Source organism: Teichococcus oryzae (assembly GCF_008386565.1).
GTDB lineage: Bacteria > Pseudomonadota > Alphaproteobacteria > Acetobacterales > Acetobacteraceae > Pseudoroseomonas > Pseudoroseomonas oryzae.
The window spans coordinates 1-25,066 of the sequence record NZ_VUKA01000006.1 but is presented as its reverse complement, the minus strand read 5'-3'; the positions used below and the strand labels follow the sequence as shown (position 1 = coordinate 25,066).

Genomic DNA, 25,066 nt, shown 5'->3' with positions numbered 1-25,066 from the left:
ATGCAGGCGCCGCCGGAGGCACCGAAGGCGGTGCTCGGCGTCGCCCAATCCGTGTCCGGCCGGCGCTGGTCCTGGCGCCAGGCGGATGCGCGCATGGGCCTGGCCATCGCGCAGCGGCTGGGGCTGCCGGAACTGCTGGGTCAGCTGCTGGCGGCGCGCGGCGTTGCGCCCGAGCAGGCGGAGCTGTTCCTGGAGCCGACGCTGCGCGCCCTGCTGCCCGATCCCTCGGTCCTGATCGACATGGATGCCGCCGCGGCGCGGCTCGCCCAGGCGATCCGCGACCGCGAGACGGTGGCGGTGTTCGGCGATTACGACGTCGATGGCGCCTGCGCGGGGGCGCTGACGGCCCGCTTCCTGGGGGAACTGGGATGCAGCGTGCGTCCCTATGTTCCGGACCGCCTGAAGGAAGGCTACGGCCCCAATCCCACCGCCATCGCGGCCCTTTGCGCCGAGGGCGCCACGTTGATCGTGTGCGTGGATTGCGGCATCGCCGCCCATGCGGCGCTGGAAGCGGCCGAGGGCCGCGCCGACGTGGTGGTGCTGGACCACCACAAGGCGGAAGGACCGGTGCCGCGCATCGCCGCGGCGGTGAACCCGAACCGCCTCGATTGCGGCTCCGGACTGCGCCATCTCTGCGCCGCGGCCGTCAGCTTCATGGCGGCGATCGCGACGCTGCGGCAATTGCGGCGCGAAGGCTTCTTCGCCGACCGGCCCGAGCCCCGGCTGCTGGACCTGCTGGACCTCGTGGCGCTGGCGACGGTGTGCGACGTCATGCCGCTGACCGGCCTGAACCGCGCCTTTGTCACGCAGGGGCTGAAGGTGATGGCGCGCGGGCAGCGCGCCGGCATCGCCGCGCTGCTGGAGGTGGCGCAAGCCCGCGACCTGCCTTCCACCTACACGCTCGGCTTCCTGCTTGGCCCACGCATCAACGCCTCGGGGCGCATCGGCGAGCCGGATCTGGGCTTGCGCCTGCTGTGCTGCGACGATCCGGTGGAAGCGCGCATCATGGCCGAGCGCCTCGATGTCGTGAACCGCCGCCGGCAGGAGGTGGAAGGCAGCATTCTGGCCGCGGCCTATGCCCAGGCCGAGGCGCAAGCGGAGGCCGGCCACCCGGTTCTGCTGCTTTGCGGCGAGGAATGGCATCCCGGCGTGGTCGGCATCGTGGCGGGGCGGGTCAAGGAGCGCTTCAACAGGCCGGCCTGCGTGGCCGGGCTGGCGGAAGGGCTGGCCAAGGGTTCCGGGCGTTCCGTGCCGGGCGTCGATCTGGGCGCCGCGATCATCGCCGCGCGCCAGGGCGGGTTGCTGGAGACGGGCGGCGGCCACGCCATGGCGGCCGGCTTCTCCTTCCGCGCCGAGCGGCGGGAGGAGGTGCATGCCTTCCTCAACGAGCGCCTGGCCCATGCCGCGAACCTTCCGGCCAGCGCCGAGCTGATGCTGGATGGCACGCTTCTGGTGCCAGCCGCGACGGCCGAGCTGGCCACGCAGATCAGCCGCATCGGCCCCTTCGGCGCAGGCAATGAGGAGCCGGTCTTCGCGCTGCCTCGGGTGCGGATCGGCCGCGCCGACCGTGTCGGCAAGGAAGGCAATACCATCCGCGCCTTTATCGAAGGGGAAACGGGCGGGCGGCTGAAGGCGGTGTGCTTCCGGGCCAAGGAAGGGCCGCTGGCGGAATTGCTGCTGGGCAGCCGCGGCGCGCCGCTCCATCTCGCCGGGATGCTGCGGGCCGAAGCCTGGAACGGCCAGGTGTCGGCGGCCCTGCATATCCAGGACGCCGCTCCGCTTTAAGCGTGATCTCGTCCGTCGCCGTTCACAGGGGGGCTGGACGCACCGCCACGCCTGGGTTAATTACCCGCCCGTCCGCAGCCCGAAAGGCTGCGTCGCGGAACTGGCGCAGGTCCCCATCGTCTAGAGGCCTAGGACACCAGCCTTTCACGTTGGTAACACGGGTTCGAATCCCGTTGGGGACGCCAGCCGCTTCGCCTGCGGAAATCCAGTCTTTGTCGTGCGATGCGGAGCCGCTGCTTGCGGAGCTCACGCGAAGGGCCTTGGGCCACCATCCGGAGCGGTTTGTCGCCTCGGCCGGTGCGATCATGAACGGCCAGTCCTGTGCGTGGCGCGCGCCTGTTTGCCGGCTCGTCCCCGCCGTCGATGCGGCATCCTAGCCCAGGCTGGCCCGCATTCCGGCGGCAAGGGCACGGGCGGCGGCGCCCAGAACCGGCGTTCCCGTGCGGGCGAACAACACGATCTCGGATGGCGGGAGGGGTGGCAGCCCCAGCGCGGGGCCACGGTCTTCGGTGCCGCCAGACGCCAGGCGGCCCATGGGGGCTATGCCGAAGCCGGCCTGCGCCCCGGCGAGAAGGGCGACGCAGCTACCGGCGGTAAACGCTTCCCGCCAGGGGCGCCGCGCCTGATGGAGCGCCCGCATCGCCGCCGCCCGCACGCCGCAGGGCGGGGCCAGCGTGGCGAGCGGCACCATACCATCCTGTTCCGGCCTGAGGTCAGCCGCGGCACGCCAGCCCAGAGGATCGGTGCCTAGAACCTCACCCTCGCTGCCGCCGGCTTCGCGCCGGAGGATAATGGCGTCGCATTCGCCGGTCTCGAAGGCGCCACGCAGCGCGAGCGACGGGCCAAGGCGCAGTTCCAGCACCGCTTCAGGTGGCAGGGCGACGCGGACGCGGCGCAGCACCGCTTCAAGGGCGACGCCGGTCGCATGGTCGCTGAACCCCACCTTCACGCGGATGGCTGGGGTGCCGGCCGGCGTCAGCGCCTCGTCATGCGCCGCGAGAAGGGCCCGGGCGCGGGGCAGAAAGGCGAGGCCATCGGCGGTCAAACGGACCAGGCGGGGGCTGCGGTCGAGCAGGCGCCGGCCGAGACGGGTTTCCAGGGCCTTGAGGCGCTGGCTGACAACCGGCTGCACCGTGCCGGCGGCTTCGGCGGCGCGGGTCAGGTTGCCGAACTCCACGGCCAGAACAAAGAGCCGGACGGATTCAAGATCGAGCATCATCGCAATCCGCTATGCTTGCTATCACGAACCATAGCGTTCTGCTTCCCTGGCGAAAGATCCAGACTGGGCTCCTCATACCCATGGCCCTGAAGGACCCGTCAGATGCCGATGATCACCATCCGCTACGTGACGCCGGAGCCGCGTCCCGAGCTGCGCGCCGAGATCGCCGCCTTCGCCGCCCGTGCCAGCGCGGAGACGCTGGGCAAGGACCCCGGGGTGACGGCCGTTCTGGTCGAGCCTGCGGAGCCGGTGGCGTGGTTCGCCGGCGGGGCGCGGCCTGCTGAAGCCGGGCTTTCCGCCTTCTGGCTGGACATCAAGATCACCGCCGGCACCAATACCCGGGACGACACTGCGCGCTTCGTGCGCTCCGCCTTTGATGGAATGGCGTCCTTGCTCGGTCCGCTGCATGAGGAAAGCTATGTGCTTGTCCACGCCGTGGACGGGCATGCCTATGGCTATGGCGGCCGGACACAGGAGGCACGCTGGGCCGCCGCCCGTCCTGGCTGAGACGCCATCGCCGGATGGCAAGCCAAGGGAGGGGAGATCAGCCGATCCCGTCCTGCAACACGGACAGGAACTGGTCCCGTGCCGCATTCGCCGCGCCGCTGGGCCATGCCGCCACCAGGGACCATTCCGGCAGGCTCGCCTCGCCCGGCAGGTCCAGCGGCCGGAACACCACCCCTGGCACCCGCAGCCGCGCCGCCCATTCCGGCAGCAGGGCAATGCCGATGCCGGCGGCGACAAGGCCGATGATGGTCTGCTTCTCCTCCGCCTCCTGCGCCACCCGGGGTGCCTCGCCGAGCAGCGCGTAGAGCCGCAGCACGACGCCCCGGCTATGCGGCCGGGTGGCGCGTGGCGGCAGGATGACGGGCTGCCGCGAAAGATCCTCCAGCCGCAGGCGCCGCCGGGCGGCGAAGGGGTGAAGGCGGGGAAGGGCGGCCACGGGCCGTTCCTGCATCAGCCACCGGCATTGCAGCCCCTCCGGCCGCTGCGGCGGCCGCACAAAGCCGAGGTCGAGGCGCCCGGCCCGCAGCCAGGGCAGGATCTGCGCCGATTTTGCCTCCACCAGCTGGGTCGGGATGCCGGGAAAGGCTTGCCGGAAGCGCGACAGCGGCCCGGGCAGCAGCCCCGCCGCCGCGCTGTCGATAGCACCGATCCGCAACGGGCCACCCTGGGGGGCAAGGGCGCGCACCAGCCTCGCCGCACCGGCGGCCCGCTCCAGGATGGCGCGTGCTTCGGGCAGCAGCGTCACGCCCGCGGCCGACAGCGTCACCTGCCGCGTGGTGCGGTGGAACAGCGGCGAGCCCAGCTCCTCCTCGAGCAGCCGCACCTGCCGGCCCAGCGCACTGGGCAGCATGTTCAGGCCCTGCGCCGCGCGGCCGAAGCTCAGGGCCTCGGCCACCGCCAGAAAACAGCGTAGCTGCTTGAGTTCCATGCATTGCAGCCTGCGCCGCGCAGGGGATTGATGCAATAATTTGCATAATCTTTCGCGTGCAAACACCATCCCGCATCCAGGCTACGCTCGCCCGAACAGTTGGAGGACCAGTCATGCGCGAATACGCGATTGCCGCCATCCCGGCCGACGGCATCGGGCCCGAGGTCATTGCCGCCGGACTTCAGGCGCTGGAGGCGTTGCAGCGGCGCATGGGCAGCTTCCGGCTGCATGTGGAGGAGTTTCCCTGGGGTTCGGACTTCTACAAGCGCACGGGCGCGATGATGCCGGCCGATGGCCTGGAAACGCTGAAGAAGTTCGACGCCATCTACTTCGGCGCCGTGGGCGCGCCGGACGTGCCGGACCATGTGACGCTGTGGGGCCTGCGGCTGCCGATCTGCCAGGGCTTCGACCAGTATGCCAATGTGCGCCCCACCAAGATCCTGCCCGGCGTCACGCCGCCTCTGCGCGATTGCGGGCCCGGTGACCTCGACTGGGTGATCGTGCGGGAGAATTCGGAAGGCGAGTATGCCGGCCATGGCGGCCGCGCGCATCGCGGCCTGCCGGAGGAGGTGGCGACGGAGGTCGCGATCTTCACCCGCGTCGGCGTCACACGGATCATGCGCTACGCCTTCCGCCTCGCCCAGGCGCGGCCGCGCAAGCTGCTGACGGTGGTGACGAAATCCAACGCCCAGCGCTTCGGCATGGTGATGTGGGACGAGATCGCCGAGCAGGTTTCAAAGGAGTTCCCCGACGTCACCTGGGACAAGATGCTGGTGGATGCCATGACCATGCGCATGGTGCTGAAGCCGCAGAGCCTGGACACCATCGTCGCCACCAACCTGCATGCCGACATCCTGTCCGACCTCGCGGCGGCGCTGGCCGGCAGCCTCGGCGTCGCGCCCACTGGCAATGTCGATCCCGAGCGGCGCTTCCCCTCGATGTTCGAGCCGATCCATGGATCGGCCTTCGACATCACGGGCAAGGGCATCGCCAACCCGGTGGCCACCTTCTGGACCGGCGCGCAGATGCTGGAGCATCTGGGCGAGCCGGAGGCCGCGGCCCGGCTGATGGCGGCGGTGGAACGCGTGACGGCATCGGGGCTGCTGACGCCCGATCTCGGTGGCACCGCCACCACGAAGCAGGTCACGGAAGCGGTTTGCGACGCGATCCACAGCGCCAATATCTGACCAGCATGCCGACGGCGGAGCAACCGCCGCGGCCTTTCAACAAGGAGGAATGTCCATGCTCGCTCGTCGCGCCCTGCTGGGTGCCGGGGCCGCCCTGTTGGCTGCTCCCGCCCTAGCGCAGGAAATCAGCCGTGCCGTCACCATCACCGTTCCCTTTGCCGCGGGCGGCCCCACCGACGTCATCAGCCGGCTGGTGGCGGAGGGCATGGGCCGGCAACTCGGCGTCCCGGTGGTGGTGGAGAACGTCACAGGCGCGGGCGGCACCATCGCTGCTGGCCGGGTGGCGCAGGCGCGGCCTGATGGCACCACGCTGCTGATGCACCATATCGGCCACGCCACCACCGCCACGCTGTACCGCAAGCTGCCTTATGATGTGCAGACCAGCTTCGCGCCGCTCGGGCTGGTGTCGGATGCGGCGATGACGCTGGTGGCGAGGCCGGATTTCCCGGCCACCGACCTGGCGGGCATGATGGCCGAGATCCGCCGGCAGGGCGACAAGCTGACCCTGGCGCATTCGGGCCTTGGTGGAGCGAACCAGCTTTGCGGCATGCTGCTGCAGCGCGCCGCTGGGCAGGCCCTGACCACGGTGGTGTTCCGTGGCAGCGCCCCCGCCATCACCGACATGATGGCCGGGCGCATCGATGTGTTCTGCGACCAGGCCACCAACACGGCGCCCTTTATCCGCGATGGCCGCATCAAGGCCTATGCCGTGACGCTGCCGCAGCGCGTGCCGGGCCTGGACCTGCCCACCACGGCCGAGGCCGGGCATCCGGAAATCAGCATGAGCACCTGGCACGGGCTTTACGCGCCCGCCGGCACGCCCGAGGCCGTGCAGGAGCGCCTGTCCGAAGCGTTGCGCGCCGCCCTGAAGGAGGAGCGGCTGCTGGCCCGCTTCGGCGAACTGGTGACAGCTCCCGCCAGTCCGGAACGCGCCACCCCAGCCTTCCACCGTCGCTTCCTGGGCGAGGAGGTGGCCCGCTGGCGGCCCATCATCCAGGATGCGGGCGTTTACGCAGACTGACGCCGCGTCACCGGGATGGATGGTTCCAGGAGCCGCCCATCCTTGGGGAATCTATGGCCCGTGGGGCCGCCGGGACGGTGGCTCCTCAGCCTCCGGACCGGGCATCAGGGGAACAGCCTGCATCCTTGGAGGAAGCCTGCCGCCAATCGGGCCGGAGGGGCTTCAGCCATGCCGCCATGAATTCGGCGAATTGCGAAGCCGCGCCGGTCTGGGCCGCGCCAGGCGCGCCCGCCAGGGGAACCGAAGCAGTCGAGGAGAAGCTTTCGCACGACACGGGAGGTTCCTCCTGCAAGACGATGATATTCTGCACGGATGTTCGCGCGAGGCGAGTATTTGTTTCCCGTAAGTTGAAATTGTAACAAGATGTGAGAGGCTCTCGGCTTGGCTTGCCGGTCCTTGCCAGCATGCGCAGGCAGCAGGCCCCTCGTCTTAGAAGATCCGGAAGGTCGGACGGCGCCAGGCTCAAGGCCCAAAGCACCGAGGAGCTTCCTTTCGAAAATAATTCCCTTTCCAGAACAAAATCCCGCTCGCCACCCACTCCGGCACGGGGAGGGTTTCAGGAACGTCGGCCTTGAGCGCAACCGGAAAGGGGAGGTTGCCGCCCAGGGGCGGCCCGGTTGCGTGATGAAAACCATCAGCACGATCCTGAAACGATAATATTAAACACCAGGATATCTTAATGGTAGAATAGGCAGCTACAGAAGAAGCCTCATCAATTAGTGGTAGAACGGCCTTCTTGTGCTGCTGAGTCGCCATTGATGTTGTGGCAAGACGCGCAGAGTTGCCGCGTTTCTGGAGAAATCCACGAATTCTTTTTTTTAATACGTTCAAGATTCTGTAGGGCTGCACGGCAAACTTCCCAACTGCGCGATTCGTCCACACGTTTTCGTCATGTTGCCTTGCAGCAATGCCTCGACTCGTTCGCGCTGGGCAGCTAGGGCTGATGCGTTCCGAGCGCCTGGCGGGCGGCCAATTCGCCAGCAAACCTCGCGCAACCCGTACAGAAGCTTTCCAACTTTGCTGTGCTCCACAGCAAGGAATGGGACGCCTGTACCCGACGCACAGGAAGCACAAAATGGCTCTTCTCGGAGTCTATGTCGAAAACAGCACGCAGCGCCTGAAGCAGTTCGAGAACTGGCTTGGCCGCGATGTGGATGGTGTTCACGGGGTGATTGGTGCCGCCAGCTGGGGCGACTTCGTCGACAGCTCGCGCTGGGCCGTCGATTCAGTGTGGGGCCCGACCGGACGCGAGGTGTTCTGGTCCGTGCCGATCACCGTGAACGGCGCCAACCTGCATTCCGCCGCCAATGGCGACTACAACAAGTACTACAAGCAGGTCGCGCAGAACCTGCTCCGCTCCGACGACAGCGGCCCGATCTATGTCCGCACCGGGTGGGAATTCAACGGCGACTGGTTCCGCTGGTCCGCGCAAGGCAAGGAAGACGCCTTCATCGGCGCGTTCCGCGAGTTCGTGGATACCTTCCGCTCCGTGTCCGACCGCTTCAAGTTCGAGTGGAACGTCAACGAAGCCTATGGCGGCATGGACCCGGCGAAGGCCTATCCGGGCGACAACTATGTCGACATCATCGGCATGGATTTCTACTTCAATCCGCAGTGGCAGAGCTATGACGGCGCCGCTGCCTTCGCCCATATCCGCGATCAGAAGTACGGCCTGCAGTGGCTGGAGAACTTCGCCAAGGCGCATGGCAAGCCCACCGCCTATTCCGAATGGGGCGCGCAGGGCAACAATGCCGGCAGCTTCGTGAAGGCCGCGAAGGAATGGTTCGACAGCCACAACGTCGTCTACCAGACCTATTGGGATTCCGACGCCGCCTATCCCGGCCGCCTGTCCGACGGCAGCGATTCGGCGACCGGTTCGGCGTTCAAGTCCGCCTTCTCGGGCCGTTCCTCTAACGGGGTCGACTGGGATTCCGACGCGGGCAAGGACAATTCCGGCGACAATGATTCCGGCTCGGGCTCCAGCCCCGCCACCGGCAATGAAAGCGAAGCGCCGGCCGAAACGCCCGTCGCGACCCCGGACGATGGTGGCCAGAATGGCTCGGGCGCTAAGGCTTCGGCCGGATGGTCGCAGCAGAGCTGGGGCAGCAGCCGCAGCGAAACCTGGCACGGCACCGACGGCAATGACTGGTACCAGTCGCAGGGCGGCGGCGACACCATGCATGGCGGCAAGGGTGACGATACCTACTCGATCTTCAGCGCCAGCGACCGCGTGGTGGAGAAGGCCGGTGCCGGCACGGATACCGTGACCACCTGGATCCACGACTACACGCTGCCGGACAATGTCGAGAACCTGGTCTTCTATGGCTGGGGCAACGCCAACGGCAACGGCAACGGGCTGGACAACCTGATCATCGGCAATGACGGCCGCAACGTGCTGAACGGCATGGGTGGCAATGACGTGCTGACAGGCGGCAAGGGCGCCGACACCTTTGTCATCGGCAAGGGCCAGGGTGACGAGACCATCACCGACTTCCGCCGCGCGGAAGGCGACAAGGTGAACTTCAAGGGCTTCGGCGACGGAGCGAAGCTGTCGAACGACGGCGATGACTGGTCGATCCGCGCCGCCGATGGCAGCGTGACCCATGTGACGATCTCGGGCACCACCTCGCTGTCCTCCAGCGACTATTTCTGGGGCTGAGGCAAGGATGGCCGCGCCTGCTGCGATGCAGCGGCGCGGCCGCCAGTGCCTGCCCTTCTCCTGAACAGCGGGAGGGCAGGCAATTTTTTTGTACTGAGACGCGTATTTGCTGTTTCCTTCCCCCGCCGATTTCCCGCATCGTTTGGCCGGCGGCGCTGGCCGCGAGGGGGAATGCTGCGTGGCCGAGTTCTGGGCGGATTGGGGCGGTTTGGCGTATCTGGCGGCCGCTGCCTGGGCCTTCTTTGAAGGCGAAACCTTTGTGATCCTGGCGGCGGCGGCGGGGCAGGCGACAGGGCTTATCGATCCCTGGCTGTTGATCGTCTCGGTCTGGCTGGGCTCCTTCCTGGGCGACCAGCTCTGGTTCACCCTGGGGCGCCGTTATGGCGTGCGGGCGGTCAAGCGGATTCCCTACGCCGAGAAGCGGCTGGCCTCGGCCATGCGTTTCCTCGACCGCTATGGCACGCTGTTCGTGCTCAGCTTCCGCTTTGTTTATGGCGTGCGCAACGTGGCCTCGGCGGCCTGCGGCATTGCCGGCATGGGGCATCCCCGCTTCGCCATCCTGAACTTCATCGCGGCCGGACTTTGGGCGAGCTCCTTTGTCGCCGCGGGCTGGTTCGTGGTGGCCTGGCTGGGGGAGGAAGGCACCAAATACGCCCTTGGCGGGATCGGCGCGGCGGTGCTGCTGTATCTCGTATGGCGGCTGGTGAAGGGCCGCCTCTGGGGTGCGAAGCTGCCTGTTCCGACCAGCGACGGCCGCCCGCCGGTGGCGCGCACGCCGGACCTTCCGCCGCCCGCCGCGCCGGCCGCCAGCCGCCCAAGCGCCGAGCGGGCCCGCACCCTGAACCGGATGGCCGTCTGACGCCACTTTCCTCCGCAGGCGGAACAATTGGTGACCTTGACCTGACTGCGGCGTTGCTTCTCGCGGCTTGAGCGAAGGTGGCGGCATGGCGGAAGGGCTGCGGGGATGCTTGGTGGGGCTGGCCACGCTGGCGCTGGCCGCCTGCGCTTCCGCGCCATCGCCACCCCAGCCGGAGGATGTGGCCGCATTGCCGCCCTGGCGCGGAAGGCTCGTCGCCACAGCCCTGGCGGAATGGCGCGACTGGGGCGGCATCGTGCTGGATGGGTGGCCTGAGGCCCTTCCGCGGGAAGCCGATCCGCGCCTCTACGACAAGGTGCTGTTGTACTGGAACGCCGTGCCGTTGGACGGGCCAGGGGTTATCCGGCGCCACCAGCAGGTTCATGATGCGCTGGTCGCGGGCCTGATGCAGGCCTCGGCTCCCGCTTTCCCAGGAGCGGCCGCATATGCCCTCGAAGCGGTCCCGGCGGAAGCGGCGCCCCCGATGCTGCCTTCCATCTCCCTTTGGGCATATCCTGCCTGGTCCGCGGCCTTCATCAGCCACCTCATGTCCATGGCCGGCGTGCCGGGCTTTGTGTTCCCGCCCTCCGGTTCGCATGCCGGCTACCTCGATCCGCTGCTGATCCAGGCCGGGGCGGCTCCCGAGCGGGCGGCCTTTGTGCCGCATGACCCAGGCCATTACGCGCCGCGGGCGGGTGACCTGCTATGTGCGGACCGCTCGGCCTCGCCATTGCTGCATTGGCAGGAGCGGCTGGGCGAGCTAGGGCAGTTCCGGCCGCTCCATTGCGATCTTGTGGTGGCGGCGGGCGCCGGGCAGATCCAGGCCGTCGGCGGCAATGTGATCGACGTGGTGGCGCTGCGCCGCTTCCCTGCCGACCGGAGCGGCCTTGTGCTGCCGGCGCCGCCCGACAAGGCGCCTTTCCTGGTGGTGTTGGAGAACCGCCTGGATCTGTCCCCCTAGCGCCGCGGCGCACCTGGGAGAACAAAGCGCGCCCAGGCAAACGTTTCGCTGAAGGAGGCCCTGTGGCCGGACCCAAGCACCCGATCCTGTTGTTTCTTGCCGCGTTGCTGTTCCTGGCGCTGTCGCCTCCGGCGGAAGCGCAGGCGCCCACCATGGCTGCGGCCCCGGCCGCCCCCGCGCAGGCTGGCCCGGCGGACGAGGCGGCCGACGATCCCGTGGCCGCGCTGGATGGCATCCTGGGCACCCTCCGCAGCGACGCCGACCGCGCCGCCTTTGTGCGGCAACTGGAGCAACTGCGCGACAGCCTCGCGCAGCAGCGGGCTATTCCGCCAACACAAGGCGCGCCAGCACAAGGCGCGCCTGCACAGGGCACGCCGGCACAGAGCGCGGCCCCGGCCGTTACTTCTCCCGCCGAGGCCGAGCCACCAGCCCAGGAAGGCCTTCTGGGTGCCGTCGCGGCGGGCCTCACCGATGTCGGCCAGACGGTGCGGCAGCAGGTGGAAGGCGGCGCCGTGCAGAACCGCTTCATCGGGGCGGCACGACAGATCAGCGGTCGGCTGGGCACCGCATGGAACAATGGCGGCGTGCTGGATTTCGCCCTTTGGGCCGGTGCCGGCTGGGCCCTGGCGGCGCTGGCGCTTTACGGCCTGTCGCGCCTGCGCTGGCTGCGCCCCCGGCCGGATGGCGAGCGCTTCCATCCCGACAACCGGGGCGACCTGTTCCGCAGCGCCGGGCTGGAGATGCTGCGCCGGCTGACGCCGCTGGCGGTCGCCACCGCCATCATCTTCGCATGGCCCGCGATGCTGCCGCGGGGCTGGCAGGAGGCGCGCCTGTTCTTCGCCGTCGCCACCCCGCTGCTGGTTGGCGCCGCGGCGTGGCGCCTGGGCTTCCCCTTGTTGTTCCTGCTGGGGCCTCTGCGCGGCTGGCAGACCACCCATTATGCGCGGCGCCGCCTGCTGCCCTGGCTGGCGGCCATGGCGAGCCTGGCCTTGTTCAGCTCCAGCTTCCGCGACCCGGACCTTCGCTGGATCATCGGCCCTGATGCTTCCCTGCTGCTGGCCCTCGCCCTGGATATCGCGCTCGGCATCGTGGCCTTGATGTTCATCATCCGCCACCGCCGCGCCGTGCAGCGCCTGCTGGTGGAAAGCCGCGCGGAAGGCGAGCGCAAGGGCGTGCTGCACAACGTCGTCACGCAGATTGCCGCCAACTGGCACCTGCTCGGCCTCGCGCTGGTGGCGGGCCACCTGATCACCCGCTTCTTCGGGCTGGGGCAGGGCTCGTTCTTCGGGCGCGCCCTGCTGACGCTGGGCGCCATCGCCCTGATCATGGCGGTGACCTTCGCGCTGTCGGGTGGCCTCGCGAAGCTGGTGAACGGCCTGGATTCCGGCAATGGAGGGCTGGTGCGGCGGCTGCAATGGCGCTTCCTCGGGCTGCTGCGCATCCTGCTGCGCATCGCCGGGGTGATCGTCATGGTGGTGGTGGGGCTGCAGATCTGGAACATCGACGTCATGGCCTGGGCCAGCCGCGGCATCGGCCTGGCCATCGTGCGGCCGCTGGCGGCCATTGGCGTGGCGGTGCTGATCGGCTGGGTGCTGTGGATCCTGGTGGACACCGCCGTCGAGCATGCCCTGTCGACGCCGCCATCCGGCGCCGCGCGGGACCATTCCACCCGTGCCCGCACGCTGCTGCCGATGCTGCGCAACTTCGCCTTCGTGGTGTTGTGCGCGCTGACCGTGATCGCGATCATGAGCAATCTCGGCATCAACGTGGCGCCACTGCTGGCCGGCGCCGGCGTGATCGGCCTGGCGATCTCCTTCGGTTCTCAGCAACTCGTGCAGGACGTGATCACCGGCCTTTTCATGCTGATCGAGGACACCATCGCCATTGGCGACACGATCGACACGGGCGACCGTGCCGGCGTGGTGGAAAGCGTCACCATCCGCACCGTCCGCGTGCGGGACGGGGAGGGCGCGCTGCACACCATTCCGTTCAGCCAGATCAAGGCGGTGAAGAACCGTTCGCGTGGCTTCGGCGTCTACACGGTGAAGGTGGTTGTGGGCTACGACACCGATCTCGACCGTGCCATGCGGATCATGACCGAGGTGGGCGAGGAATTGCAGCGCGACCCTGCCTTCTCGGGCAACATGCTGGGCGGGCTGTCGATCTGGGGCGTGGATCAGTTCACCCCGGACGGCATCACCATCATGGGCGGGCTCCGCACCCGTGCCCTGCAGCAATGGGGCGTCGGCCGCGCCTTCAACCTGCGCCTGAAGCAGCGCTTCGACGCGGAGGGCATCGCGTTGACTCCGCCGCGCCCCACGGTGGTGATGCCGGCCCGCGGCGCATGGCCGGAACCCGAGGCTGGGCCGGACAGCGGCACCGAGATCCGCCAGCCGGCCTGATCCCGGCCGTGGCCGGGAGGGATGCGGGCCCTCCCGGCCGGTGGCTTATTCCGGCTTGATGTTGCGCTTGCGGATCAGCGAGCCCCAACGGGCGCGTTCCTGCTCGGCATAGGGGCCGAACTGCTCCGGCGTGCCGCCCACGGGGTCGATGGACAGCGGCTCCAGCTTCTCTCGAACTTCCGCCGACAGCATGATCGCCCGCGCCGCTTCCGCCAGTTGCTGCAGGATCGGCTGCGGCGTTCCGGCGGGGGCGAAGAAGCCGAAATCGGTGGAGGAACGGTAGCCGGGAAGGTTGGCGGCCTCCGCCACCGTTGGCACATCGGGGGCCTGGCGGCTGCGCTCGGCACCCGTGAAGGCAAGGGCGCGCAGCTCCCCCGAGCGGAGATAGGGTACCGCCGTCACGGAATCGACAAAGGACAGCGCCACGTCCCGGCTCATGATCGCCTGCACGCCCTGCGCGCCGCTGCGGTAGGAAACGTGCAGCATCTGCGCGTCCGCCATGTCCAGCATCAGCTCGACACCCAGATGGTTGGCGACGCCCGAGCCAGCCGAGGCATAGCTGATGGTGCCTGGCTTCTGCCGCGCCGCGTCCAGCAGATCCGCCAGGGTGCGATAAGGCGCGTTCGGCGCAACGCAGATGAACATGGCATTGGTGGCCAGCATGCCGATGGGCGCGAAGGCATGCTCGTTGTCGTAGGGCAGCTTCTCGAACATGAAGGGCGCCATGGCGAAGGTGCCGTTGGGCACCACGCCGAGCGTGTAGCCATCCGGCTTGGCGCGGGCCAGGAAGGTCATGCCGACCGTGCCGCTCGCGCCGGCGCGGTTGTCCACCACGAATTGCTGGCCGAGGCGGGCGCTGAGATGCTGCGACAGCAGCCGCGCCACGAAATCGGTGGAGCCGCCGGGCGCGAAGGGCACCATCACGGAAACCGGACGATTGGGATAGGCGCCACCCTGGGCCAGGGCGAAGGGCGGAAGAAGGGTTGCGGCCAGGGCGGAGCCCAGGATCTGGCGGCGGTTGATGAACATGGTTCCTCCTCAGGGCCGCCTTGCCGGCGGTTCATCCCCCACATTCTGGACTAGCCGGTTAGTTCATTCCAGTGGAAGCTGCGGTTCGGAGCGCTGGAACGGGAACGGAGGGCAGCGATGGCATCACGGCAGCGGATGGTGCTGCGCGCCTCGGCCGCGTGGCTGGCGGCGGGGCAGGTGCTGGCGCAGGCGAGATCCATGTGGCCGATGGCCGGATCGAATGGCTCGGCCGCAGCGGCGAACGGCCCCTGCCGCCCGGAGCGGAACTGCGCGACCTGGGCGGGCACTGGCTGTTGCCCGGCCTGATCGACGCGCATCTGCATCTATGGGGGCTGGACCTCGCCGATCCTGCGGCGCTTTGGGGATGGACCTTGCCCTACCGGGCCGCGCGCGCCACGGCTGATCTGGCTGCGATGCTGCAGCAGGGCGTCACGGCGGTCCGCTGCATGGGCGGGCCGCTCGGCCCCTCGCTGGGCCGCGCGGTGCGGGAAGGGGTCTTGCCCGGACCGCACATCGTCGCGGCGGGCGAGTTCATCTGCTCCCGCGCCGGCACCTGGGACCATGCCGGCTTTCCCCAGGGCTGGGTTGAGGGGCTCGGCATCTATGCCGATGGCGTGGATGCGTGCCGCCAGCGCGTGCGGGAGCGCATCTGCCAGGGGGCGGATTTCATCAAGGTGGGCGGCTCCGTCGGGGAGCACACCGACACGCTGCGGCCCTGGGGCGACGATCCGGCACGCCTGCGCCTCGCCTATAGCGACGAGGAAATGCAGGCCCTGGCGGCGGAGGCGCATCGCAACGGCCTGTGCATCGCCAGCCATGCCATTGGCGATGCGGCCGTGCGCCAGGCGCTCCTGGCTGGCGTGGACACGGTCGAGCATGGCCATGGCGTCACGGCCGATACGGCGAGACGCATGGCCGGTGCCGGCGCCATCCTGGTTCCCACCTTGTCGTTGCCGGCCCTGCGGGCGGCCTCCGCCGCGCCGCCGGCCACTTCGGCCTGGGGCAGGCACCGGACAGCGCAACGGGAAAGCCTGCAGCAGGCCCTGCGTCACGGCGTGCGGATCGCCGCCGGCACCGATTTCGTCGGCCCTCCGGCCTCACCCCTGGGCCCCAGCGCGATGGAGATCGAGCTGCTGGTGGAAGCCGGCATGGCGCCGGAACAGGCGCTGGAAGCCGCCACGGCAACCGCCGCCGAGGCGCTGGGGCTGGCGGGCCGCATCGGCCGGCTGGCCACGGGGCTGGAGGCGGATCTGGTGGCGGTGCCGGGCGATCCGCGATCGGAAATCAGCCTGGTGCGGCAGATCCGCTTCGTCATGAAGGGCGGGCGGATCTGGCGGGATGACCTGACCCAGGCTCATCCGCGGGGAAGGGACGCGCCTCCCTGATCGGTCCGCCGCAGCCAGGCGGCGGCGGCGAGCCCGGCGGATCGGCCGGTGGCGAAGCAGGCCTGCAACAGGTAGCCGCCGGTCGGCGCTTCCCAATCCAGCATTTCCCCGGCGGCGAACCAGCCGGGGCGGCGCTTCAGCATGAAGCCTTGGTCCAGCTCCGCCAGCGCCAGCCCGCCGGCCGAGGAAATCGCCCGCTCCAGGCCCTGCGGCGCTTCCAGCCGCAGCGGCAGCGCCTTAACCAGTCCAGGAAGCTCTGCCTGGGAGGCCCCGCCATGCAGCGCTTCCTGCAACAGGCCGATGGAAACAGGAGGCAGTCCCAGCGTCTTGCGCAGGAAACCGGACAGCGACTGGCCGCGGCGCGGCTGCGCCAGCCGACGCGAAACTTCCTCCAGGTTCAGGTCAGGCCGCAGGTCGAGCCGGGGCAGCGCCTCGCCTTGCCGGTCGATGGCATCGCGCAGCGCTGCCGAAAGGGCGTAAACCGCGCCGCCCTCGATCCCGTCCCGCGTCACGATGGCTTCGCCCGGCACGACACGGCCCTCGAAATGCAGGACGATCCGCTTGAGCGGCGCGCCGGCGAAGCGCTCCCGGAACAGGGCCGACCAAGCGATGCGGAAGCCGCAATTGGCGGGGCGGAAGGGATGGACCTCCACCTCGGGCAGGTAGCGTGCCCAGCTGCCATCGGCCCCGAGCTTTGGCCAGGAAGCGCCGCCCAGCGCCAGGACCACCGCGGTGGGCCGTTGCAGGACCTCGCCCGTGGGCGTGGCGAAGCGCAGTGCGCCATCCGCGGCGAAGCCGCGCCAGTCATGCCGGGCACGGATCTCCACCCCAAGCGCGTTCAGCCGCGCCAACCAGGCCCGGAGCAAGGGCGAGGCCTTCATCGCGCAGGGAAAGACGCGGCCCGAGCTGCCGGTGAACACCTTCTGCCCCAGCGCCTCGCACCATTCCACCAGAGCGGCCGGCGGAAATGCCTCGATGGAGGGTCGCAGCGACGGCGCCGCCAGGCCGTAGCGGCGGAGAAAGGCCGGCAGTTCCTCGGAATGGGTCAGGTTCAGGCCGCCACGCCCCGCCACCAGGAATTTCCGCGCTACGCTGGGCATGCGATCGAACACCACCGCCCGGCAGCCCGCCCGGGCCAGCGTTTCCGCCGCCATCAGCCCGGCGGGACCAGCGCCGAGAATGGCGGCCCAGGGCAAGGGATCGGTGGCGGAGAGGGTAGCTGAAGGCTCGGGCATGCCGCCACTTACACCGGGGACAGGCATGTCGCACGCCGGAAGGGCCGATTCGGCCTTGGCAAGAACCGCGCGGAATGCCTAACCCGCCTTCCTTTTCGCTGCCCCCGGGATTCACCGCATGACCGCCCCCGCGTCCTCCTATGTCCTGACACTCACCTGCGCCAACCGGCCTGGCATCGTTTCCGCGGTGGCCACCGCGCTGTTCGAGGCCGGCGGCAACATCCAGGAAGCGCAGCAATCGGATGACGTCACCACCGGGCGCTTCCTGATGCGCGTGGTGTTCGACGTGTCTTCCGAAACCCGCGAGGAAGCGCTCCGCGGAAGCCTCGGAGCGGTGGCGGAGCGTTTCGGCATGGCCTGGTCGCTGCGCGACCGCGCGGTGAAGCGGCGGGTGATGCTGCTGGTCTCCAAGTTCGACCATTGCCTGGCGGACCTGCTGTATCGCTGGCGGATCGGCGAACTGCCGATGGAGCTGACCGGGATCATCTCCAACCATCCGCGCGAAACCTATGCGCATCTCGATTTCACCGGGGTGCCGTTCCACCATCTGCCCGTGACCAAGGCCACCAAGATGGAGCAGGAGGCCGAGATCTGGCGGCTGTTCCAGGCCACCGGGTCGGAACTGATGGTGCTGGCGCGCTACATGCAGGTGTTGTCGGACGGGCTGGCGGCCAAGCTGCCGGGCCGGTGCATCAATATCCACCATTCCTTCCTGCCCGGCTTCAAGGGCGCCCGTCCCTATCACCAGGCGCATGCGCGCGGGGTCAAGCTGATCGGCGCCACGGCGCATTTCGTCACCGCCGATCTCGATGAAGGCCCGATCATCGAGCAGGACGTGGAGCGCATCAGCCATGCCGACACGCCCGACGACCTGGTGCGCAAGGGCCGCGACATCGAGCGCCGGGTGCTGGCCCGCGCCATCCGCTTCTTCCTGGAGGACCGCGTGATCCTGAATGGCGGCAAGACGGTGGTGTTCACCGCCTGAAGCCGGTCATTCCAGCCGCACCTTCGGGGTGGAAGCGCGGCGCAGCGCGTCCGCGGCCCAGATCAGCAGGGAGCGCCAGAAGCCGTGCAGCCCCAGCTGGTGCCGGCGGTACAGCGAGGCATAGCTGAACTGGGCCAGGCGCCCCTGCACGAAGGTGCCGCCGCCCAGCAGGCCGCGCCGGCCCAGGCTGCCGAAGGCGTTGTAATGCCCGATCGCGACCAGTGCCCCGCGATGCTGGTAGCTGAAGCCGGGAAGGCGCTGGCCCTCCAGGAAGCCGGGCAGGGCGCGGGACAGATGCACAGCCTGCTGCTGCGCCACCTGCGCGGTGGCGCCAAGCGGCCTTTCCGCCCCTGCTGGGATCAGCCAGCCGCAATCGCCAATGACGAAGATGCGGTCATCGCCCTGGGCCTGGAGGGTGGGACGGGTCACGACCTGGCCGGTGCGCGCGAATTCCAGCCCCTCGATGCCGCGCAGAAAGGCCGGGGCGGCGACGCCGGCCGCCCAGACCTTCAGCCGCGCCGGGATGTGGCGGCCATCCTTCAATTGCAGCCCGGCTTCGTCCACCGCCGTCACCTGGGCGCCGGTCAGCACCTGGATGCCCTGCCGCTCCAGCTCGCGCCGCGACGCCTCGGCCACCCGTTCCGGAAGCCCGCCGAGGATGCGGGGCGCGGTCTCGATCAAGGCCAGCCGCAGCCGCTCGCGCAGGCCGGGAAAGCCATAGCCTGTGGCAAGGTCGAGCGCCGTGCCGATCTCGGCGCACAGCTCCACCCCGGTGGCGCCGGCGCCGACCACGGCGAGGTCCAGGGTGCGGCCATCCTGGGCCGACAGGCACCGGATGGTTTCCATGCGCAGCGCCTCGTTGAACGCTTCCGCCTGGCGGCGGCTGTCGATGAAATGGCAATGCTCGCGGACGCCGGGGATGCCGAAATCATTGGCCTGGCTGCCGACAGCGAGCACGAGCACGTCGTAGGGCACGCGGCGCGGCCCGAGCACCTCGGCACCGGCGGCATCGCGCAGCGGCGCCAGCAGGACCTCCCGCGATGAGCGGTCGAGCCCTTCCATCTCGCCCGGCAGGTAGCGGAAGCCATGCCGGCTGGCCTGCACGACGAAGCCGAGCTGCTGCTGCCCGACATCCAGCGTGCCCGCCGCGACCTCGTGCAAAAGCGGCTTCCACAGATGCGAGGCGTCGCGGTCCACCAGCAGGATATCGGCCTGCCGCCGCAGCGCGTGATTCTTGCCGAGCCGCGTCGCCAGATGCACGCCACCGGCGCCGCCGCCGACGATCACGATGCGGGCGGGGCCTGCTCCGCGCTGCGGCGGGTGCCGGGTCTCGGCGTCCGTGGGGCGGGTGGGAAGGGTGATGGCTTCGCTCACGGCAGCCTCCAGACAACAAAAAGCGCCGCCCCTCCGAACAGGGCGGCGCTTTCTGAATGATCAGGAGGGACGCCGGTTCCACCGCCGGCGTCCCGATTTTCATTCTAGGCTTGCCGTCAATGCGCCGGCTTGTCCCCGGGCTCGGCGTGGCGGCCGGCGCCGAAGCGGCGATGCGTCGCTTCCCGCATCCTTTGGAACACCACATACAGCATCGGGATCAGGAAGATGCCGATGGTGGAGGCGGCGATCATGCCGGCGAAGACCGGCGTGGACACCGCACGCCTTGCCAGCATCGCGGCGCCCGACGCCCAGACCAGTGGCACGAGCCCGAGGATGAAGGCGATCGAGGTCATCATCACCGCCCGGAAGCGGAGCTTGGCGCCCTGCTGCGCAGCTTCCAGGATGGAATGGCCAGCCTCGCGCTGTTCCTTGGCGAACTCCACGATCAGGATGCCGTTCTTGGCCGCCAGCGCGATCAGCACCACGATGCCGATCTGCGCGTAAAGGTCGAGCGGCATCCCGGCCAGCCAGATCGCCCCCACGGCGCCCAGGATGCCCACCGTGACCGACAGCAGCACCGGGATCGGGATGACCCAGCTTTCATACAGCGCCACCAGAAACAGGAAGGCAAACAGCACCGCCAAGGCCAGGATGGGCCCGGTCTGCCCCGCCGCCTGCCGCTCCTGATAGGACGTGCCCGTCCATTCGAAGGTGTAGCCGGCCGGCAGGTTGTTGCGGCTGACTTCCTCCATCGCCAGCAGGGCATCGCCCGACGACACGCCCGGCGCCGGGCCGCCCTGCACGGTGATGGAGCGGTAGTTGTTGTAGCGGGTGATGAATTGCGGCCCTGTCACGGTGCGGGCGCTGGCGAAGGCGCGCAGCGGCACCATGGCGCCGCGGCTGTTGCGCACCCGGATGTTCCACAGCGCGGAGGCATCGCGGCGGTCGGCCGCCTCACCCTGCACCAGCACCTGCCAGGTCCGGCCATACAGATTGAAGTTGTTGACGAAGGCGCTGCCCAGCGTGGATTGCAGCGCCGCGAACACGTCCGACATGGCGAGGCCGAGCGCCTGCGCCTTGTCGCGGTCGATGTCGAGGTAAAGCGAGGGCGCGCGGGAGGAGAAGGTGGAGAACACCTGCGCCAGCCGCGGGTCCTGGTTGGCGGCGGCGACCAGCCCCTGCATGACGCTGCCGATCTCGGTGGGCGGCGCGCCTTCCAGGCTTTCCAGCTGGTATTCGAAGCCGCCGCCGGTGGACAGGCCGATGATCGGCGGCAGGTTGATCGGGATGATCTGCGCACCGCGGATCTGCTGGCTTTCGGCGAAGATGCGGCCGATCAGCGCCTGCACGGAATCACCGGCTTCCGTGCGCTCCTCGAAGGCCTTCAACTGCACGAACATGGTGGCGGAGGAGGAGGAAGCGCCGCCGTCGAGCAGCGAGAAGCCGATGATGGCGACGGCATCGCGCACCTGCGGCATCTCCTTCAGGCGGTTCTCCATATCCGCCACCACCTGGCTGGTGCGCGACTGGGAAGCGCCATCCGGCAATTGGAAGGCGATAATGAAGGCACCCTGATCCTCGGAAGGCAGGAAGCCCGACGGCACGCGGGAGCCGATCCAGCCCGCCGCGCCGCCGAACACGGCGACCAGAAGAACCGCCACAAAGGAAAGCCGGAGCAGCCGCCCGACCACGGCGGCGTAGCCATCACGGACATTGTCGATGCGCCGCATCACCCAGGCCATGATGCCCCGCTTCGGCCCGGTATGCCGCAGGAACATGGCGCACAGGGCGGGGGACAGCGTCAGCGCGTTGATCGCCGAGATCACCATGGCGACGGAAATCGTCACCGCGAATTGCTGGAACAGCACGCCGGACAGGCCGGGGATGAAGCCGATCGGCACGAACACCGACAACAGCACCAGCGTGATGGCGATGATCGGTGCGGTGATCTGCGCCATGGCCTTCTTGGTGGCGTCGGCCGGGGAAAGCTCCGGCTCCTCCTCCATGACACGCTCGACATTCTCCACCACCACGATGGCGTCATCCACCACGATGCCGATCGCCAGCACCATGGCCAGCAGCGACACGGTGTTGGCCGAGTAGCCAAACGTCAGCAGCACCGCGAAGGTGGTGATCAGGCTGACAGGAACCGCGATGATGGGGATGAAGGTGGCGCGCAGGTTGCCCAGGAACAGGAACACCACCAGCGCCACCAGCACGAAGGCTTCCAGAAGGGTCTTGATGACCTCCTTGATGGTGTCGGAGACGAAGATGGTGGTGTCGAACACCGGGCGGATGGTCACGCCCTGCGGCGCGCGGCCCTGCACGCGCTCAACCGTGGCGCCCACCGCCGCGGCGGCGTTCACGGCGTTCGCGCCCGGCGCCAGGTAGACGCCGATGCCGACGCCGTCCTGCCCGTTCAGGCGGGTCGAAACGTCCTGGTTCTGCGCCCCCATCTCGACCCGCGCCACGTCCCGCACGCGCAGCACGGAGCCATCCGGGTTGGCGCGCAGCACGATGGCGCCGAACTGCTCCGGCGTGGTGAGGCGGCCCTGCGTCTGGACGTTCAGCTGCACCTGCTGGTCGGCGGGGACGGGCGGCGCGCCGATGCGGCCCACCGGCGCCTGCACGTTCTGCGACCGGATGGCGGTGATGATGTCCGACGGCGCGAGGCCCAGGCTGACCAGGCGCTGCGTGTCGAACCAGATCCGCATGGCGTAGTTCTGCCGCGAGAACAGCGTCGCGGAGCCGACGCCCTGGGTGCGCGACAGCTCGTCCAGCAGGTTCAGCGTGGCGTAGTTGGTCAGGAACAGCGGGTCGTAGCCATTGTTGCCGGTGTCGTAGATGAACAGCACCTGCAGGATGGAGGAGGATTGCTTGCGGACCTGGATGCCCTGCGCCTGCACTTCCTCCGGCATCAGCGACATCGCCGCCTGGACGCGGTTGTTGACGTTGACGGTGTTGATGTCGGCGTCGCTGCCCAGCAGGAAGGACACGTTCAGCTGGTAGCTGCCGTCGCTGCCCGAGGATGAGCGCATGTAGATGGAGTTCTCGACGCCCACCACCTGCGCTTCGAGGGGCTGGGCCACAGCGGCCTCCACCACTTCCGCCGAGGCGCCGGGATACGTCGCCTGGACCTGCACCTGCGGCGGCACGATGTCGGGGAACTGCGAGACGGGGATGCGGGTCAGCGACAGCGCCCCGGCGATGGTCATCACGATGGCGATGACGATCGCCAGCCGCGGCCGGTCGACGAAGATGGCGGAGAACATGGATCAGCCTCCCTGGGCCGGACGGCCGGCGCCGCCCCCGCCCTGGCCCGCGCCCTGCCAAGGCGCCGGGGAGACCGGATTGCCCGGGCGCACCCGTTGCAGCCCGTCCACGACCACCTGCTCGCCCTCGCGCAGGCCTTCCTGCACCACGGCCCATTGCGGCGTGGATTCGGAACCCATGCGGATGGCGCGGCGCTCGGCCTTGTTCTCGGCGCCCACCACATAAACGAAGTCGCCGCGTTGATCGGTGATCACCGCGGCGCGCGGCACGGACAGCATGGGCACCGGCTCAATCGCTTCCATCACCACGCTCACCAACTGCCCGGCGGTCAATCCGCGCAGCCCGCCCTGAAGCACCGGATTGGGCATCCGCGCCCGCAGGGTGATGCTGTCAGTGTCCTGGCCCACATTGATGTCGACGAAGTCCAGCTTGCCGGTTTCGCTATACAGCGTGCCGTCCGGCAGATGCACCTTCACCGTCACGGCCTCAAGCCCGCCGCGCTCGGCATAGCGCCGGCGCACTTCGAGCATGGTGCGCACCGGGACGGTGAACAGCACATACATGGGATCTTGGCTGACAATGGTCACCAGGGTGCCGGAGGAGGGCGACACCACATTGCCCTCCGTCACCATGGCGCGGCCGATGCGGCCGTCGATGGGGGCGCGGATCTCCGTGTAGTCCAGGTTGATCTGCGCCTGCCGCTGCTGCGCCTGCGCCGACATCAGCTGCGCCTGGGCGCTGCGCTGCGCCGCCAGAGCGTTGTCGACAACGGATCGCTGGCCCGCAACCGTGTTCAATAGGGCCTGGGCTCGGTTCAGCGTGACGCTGGCATTCTGCAATTGCGCATCTGCTTCCGCGACCGAGGCGCTGGCCTGGGCCAGCTGTGCCTCAAACGGCCCGCGCTCCAGCCGGATCAGCAGGTCGCCCTGCTTTACCTCCGCGCCTTCGGTGAACTCGCGTTTCTCCAGGAAGGCGGTGACGCGGGACACGATGTCCACGCGGTTGATCGCCTCGATGCGGCCGATGAACTCATTGCTTTCGGTGACGGCGCGTGGGGTCACAGCCGTCACGCCGACCGCGGGGGGTGGGCCGCCGCCCGGCGGCTGGGCCGCCAGCGCCGGCAAAGCCAGCAGGGCGAGCCCGATCGCGGGAAGCCCGCGGCGGAACAGGAGCGTCATGCGTCCTCCTAGAAAGAAAAGCCCGGGCGCGGGCCAGGCGGCTTGTAAAGATACCTTCGCGTATGTATATAAAGTAACCTTACGCAACAGCAAGATATCAAATGGCGCGCCGTACCAAACAGGAAGCCGATGAAACGCGCGCAGCATTGCTGGATGCCGCGGAGCAGGTTTTCCTGGAGCGCGGCGTGGCGAGGGCTTCCCTGGACGAGGTTGCACGGGTTGCCGGCTGCACGCGAGGGGCGGTTCATTGGCATTTCGGTGACAAGCTCGGCCTGTTCCTGGCGCTCGATGAAAGGCTGGTCCTGGTCCAGGACGAGATGATGCGGCGCCTGCGCCTGTGTCAGGAAATGTCGCCCCTGGAAGGCATGGCGAAGGCGATCACGACTGCCATGGCAGACCTGGAGAACAATCCGGGCCAGCGGCGGTTGCTGACGATCATGCTCCACCGTTGCGAATATGTCGCCGAGATGGAGCCGGCGCTTGCCCGCCGGCGCGAGGCGGACCGTAGGATTCGCGATAATCTGCGGGAAATGTTCCGCATGGTCGCGGATCGTGGTGAACTGGCGGCGCCCTGGACTCCTGACAAGGCAGCGCTTTTCCTGCACATGATACTGGCCGGCTTCATTCTGGAATGGCTGCGCGGAGATTCCGGCTTCAGCCTTTCGCAGGAGGCCAGCGAGGCGGTGCGGGGCTTTCTGGCTTGCGCCACGACAACACCGGTATCCTGAGGAGAAGTCCCGATGATGCGCCTTCCCTTGCTGTTCGCCGCTCCAACCGCGCTGCTGCTGGCCGGCTGCGGCGGCCAGGCACCGGCGCCGGATTTCAGCGGCGCCCGTGGCACCACCGTTCAGGCGATCCGGGGCGAGGCCGCCAGCGTGGCGCCCTTGCAGCCGGAAGCCGGCGATATCTGGAGCGAAGGGCTGACGCCCTCCGCCCGGCCGTGATGACCCTTTCCGCAGGACTGGCCCTATGACGCTCCCGACCCGACCGCGCCCCCTCCGGAACGCGCTGCTTCTTCTGGCGATGGGTGGCGGGTTGCTGTGGGGTGGCGGTGCGCGGGGGCAGACGCTGCAGGAGGCGCT

General features: G+C 68.8%; 20 protein-coding genes and 1 tRNA gene. 13 read left to right on the top strand and 8 right to left on the bottom strand.

Features of this window, described 5'->3' with window-relative positions:
• Entirely contained in the window at nucleotides 1-1,785 is a 1,785-nt protein-coding gene (gene recJ, locus F0Q34_RS13045) for a single-stranded-DNA-specific exonuclease RecJ (RefSeq protein WP_149812830.1), read from the top strand.
• 109 nt (nucleotides 1,786-1,894) lie between these two features.
• A tRNA-Glu gene (locus tag F0Q34_RS13040) sits at nucleotides 1,895-1,970 on the top strand.
• Between the two features lie 188 nt (nucleotides 1,971-2,158).
• Here the strand turns inward: F0Q34_RS13040 and F0Q34_RS13035 are convergent.
• Nucleotides 2,159-3,001 (bottom strand): LysR family transcriptional regulator, encoded by an 843-nt coding sequence (locus F0Q34_RS13035; RefSeq protein WP_149812829.1) that lies wholly within the window; start codon nucleotides 2,999-3,001, stop codon nucleotides 2,159-2,161.
• A gap of 105 nt (nucleotides 3,002-3,106) precedes the next feature.
• Between F0Q34_RS13035 and F0Q34_RS13030 the strand changes: the two genes are divergently transcribed.
• A complete protein-coding gene (locus F0Q34_RS13030; protein WP_149812665.1) occupies nucleotides 3,107-3,511 on the top strand; it encodes a tautomerase family protein in 405 nt (134 codons plus the stop codon).
• A gap of 37 nt (nucleotides 3,512-3,548) precedes the next feature.
• Here F0Q34_RS13030 and F0Q34_RS13025 read toward each other — a convergent pair whose 3' ends face one another.
• The gene (locus F0Q34_RS13025) at nucleotides 3,549-4,439 is read right to left on the bottom strand and encodes a LysR family transcriptional regulator (RefSeq protein ID WP_149812664.1); all 891 of its coding nucleotides are present in this window, start codon (nucleotides 4,437-4,439) and stop codon (nucleotides 3,549-3,551) included.
• Between the two features lie 113 nt (nucleotides 4,440-4,552).
• Between F0Q34_RS13025 and F0Q34_RS13020 the strand changes: the two genes are divergently transcribed.
• Together F0Q34_RS13020 and F0Q34_RS13015 are read left to right on the top strand one after the other, a co-directional pair.
• Nucleotides 4,553-5,626: a tartrate dehydrogenase gene (locus F0Q34_RS13020; protein WP_149812663.1), complete on the top strand. Its 1,074-nt coding sequence runs from the start codon at nucleotides 4,553-4,555 to the stop codon at nucleotides 5,624-5,626.
• A 55-nt stretch (nucleotides 5,627-5,681) separates the two neighbouring features.
• A complete protein-coding gene (locus F0Q34_RS13015) occupies nucleotides 5,682-6,647 on the top strand; it encodes a tripartite tricarboxylate transporter substrate-binding protein (RefSeq protein WP_149812662.1) in 966 nt (321 codons plus the stop codon).
• Between the two features lie 462 nt (nucleotides 6,648-7,109).
• On the opposite strand, the gene F0Q34_RS13010 is transcribed toward F0Q34_RS13015, so the two are convergent.
• Nucleotides 7,110-7,496, bottom strand: coding sequence for a hypothetical protein (locus F0Q34_RS13010; protein WP_149812661.1), 387 nt, complete (start codon nucleotides 7,494-7,496; stop codon nucleotides 7,110-7,112).
• A gap of 226 nt (nucleotides 7,497-7,722) precedes the next feature.
• Here F0Q34_RS13010 and F0Q34_RS13005 point away from each other — a divergent pair, with 226 nt between their 5' ends.
• The 4 genes from F0Q34_RS13005 to F0Q34_RS12990 all read left to right on the top strand — a co-directional run bounded on the left by F0Q34_RS13005 (nucleotide 7,723) and on the right by F0Q34_RS12990 (nucleotide 13,525).
• Nucleotides 7,723-9,306 carry a glycosyl hydrolase gene (locus F0Q34_RS13005; protein WP_161600873.1) on the top strand — a complete coding sequence of 528 codons (1,584 nt, stop codon included), beginning with the start codon at nucleotides 7,723-7,725 and terminating at the stop codon, nucleotides 9,304-9,306.
• A gap of 106 nt (nucleotides 9,307-9,412) precedes the next feature.
• Entirely contained in the window at nucleotides 9,413-10,165 is a 753-nt protein-coding gene (locus F0Q34_RS13000) for a DedA family protein (protein WP_241665471.1), read from the top strand.
• Nucleotides 10,166-10,232: 67 nt separating this feature from the next.
• Nucleotides 10,233-11,123, top strand: coding sequence for a DUF2272 domain-containing protein (locus F0Q34_RS22340; protein ID WP_241665470.1), 891 nt, complete (start codon nucleotides 10,233-10,235; stop codon nucleotides 11,121-11,123).
• 62 nt (nucleotides 11,124-11,185) lie between these two features.
• Nucleotides 11,186-13,525 (top strand): mechanosensitive ion channel domain-containing protein, encoded by a 2,340-nt coding sequence (locus F0Q34_RS12990; RefSeq protein WP_149812659.1) that lies wholly within the window; start codon nucleotides 11,186-11,188, stop codon nucleotides 13,523-13,525.
• A gap of 45 nt (nucleotides 13,526-13,570) precedes the next feature.
• Here the strand turns inward: F0Q34_RS12990 and F0Q34_RS12985 are convergent, their stop codons facing one another.
• On the bottom strand, nucleotides 13,571-14,554 hold the full coding sequence (locus tag F0Q34_RS12985) for a Bug family tripartite tricarboxylate transporter substrate binding protein (protein ID WP_149812658.1): 984 nt from the start codon (nucleotides 14,552-14,554) through the stop codon (nucleotides 13,571-13,573).
• Between the two features lie 200 nt (nucleotides 14,555-14,754).
• Here F0Q34_RS12985 and F0Q34_RS12980 point away from each other — a divergent pair, with 200 nt between their 5' ends.
• Nucleotides 14,755-15,939 (top strand): amidohydrolase family protein, encoded by a 1,185-nt coding sequence (locus F0Q34_RS12980; protein ID WP_161600872.1) that lies wholly within the window; start codon nucleotides 14,755-14,757, stop codon nucleotides 15,937-15,939.
• On the opposite strand, the gene F0Q34_RS12975 is transcribed toward F0Q34_RS12980, so the two are convergent.
• On the bottom strand, nucleotides 15,909-17,174 hold the full coding sequence (locus F0Q34_RS12975) for a BaiN/RdsA family NAD(P)/FAD-dependent oxidoreductase (protein WP_149812656.1): 1,266 nt from the start codon (nucleotides 17,172-17,174) through the stop codon (nucleotides 15,909-15,911). The genes F0Q34_RS12980 and F0Q34_RS12975 overlap by 31 nt on opposite strands.
• Before the next feature lie 118 nt (nucleotides 17,175-17,292).
• On the opposite strand from F0Q34_RS12975, the gene purU reads away from it, so the two are divergent.
• Entirely contained in the window at nucleotides 17,293-18,159 is an 867-nt protein-coding gene (gene purU / locus F0Q34_RS12970; protein ID WP_149812655.1) for a formyltetrahydrofolate deformylase, read from the top strand.
• 6 nt (nucleotides 18,160-18,165) lie between these two features.
• Here purU and F0Q34_RS12965 read toward each other — a convergent pair whose 3' ends face one another.
• From F0Q34_RS12965 to F0Q34_RS12955, 3 genes are all read right to left on the bottom strand, one after another.
• On the bottom strand, nucleotides 18,166-19,533 hold the full coding sequence (locus F0Q34_RS12965) for an NAD(P)/FAD-dependent oxidoreductase (RefSeq protein WP_241665469.1): 1,368 nt from the start codon (nucleotides 19,531-19,533) through the stop codon (nucleotides 18,166-18,168).
• 116 nt (nucleotides 19,534-19,649) lie between these two features.
• A complete protein-coding gene (locus F0Q34_RS12960; RefSeq protein WP_149812654.1) occupies nucleotides 19,650-22,805 on the bottom strand; it encodes an efflux RND transporter permease subunit in 3,156 nt (1,051 codons plus the stop codon).
• Nucleotides 22,806-22,808: 3 nt separating this feature from the next.
• Nucleotides 22,809-23,984, bottom strand: coding sequence for an efflux RND transporter periplasmic adaptor subunit (locus tag F0Q34_RS12955; protein ID WP_149812653.1), 1,176 nt, complete (start codon nucleotides 23,982-23,984; stop codon nucleotides 22,809-22,811).
• 101 nt (nucleotides 23,985-24,085) lie between these two features.
• Between F0Q34_RS12955 and F0Q34_RS12950 the strand changes: the two genes are divergently transcribed.
• Nucleotides 24,086-24,712, top strand: a complete 627-nt coding sequence (locus F0Q34_RS12950) for a TetR family transcriptional regulator (protein ID WP_149812652.1) — start codon at nucleotides 24,086-24,088, stop codon at nucleotides 24,710-24,712.
• A gap of 12 nt (nucleotides 24,713-24,724) precedes the next feature.
• On the top strand, nucleotides 24,725-24,928 hold the full coding sequence (locus F0Q34_RS12945) for a hypothetical protein (RefSeq protein WP_149812651.1): 204 nt from the start codon (nucleotides 24,725-24,727) through the stop codon (nucleotides 24,926-24,928).
• Nucleotides 24,929-25,066: the final 138 nt, after the last annotated feature.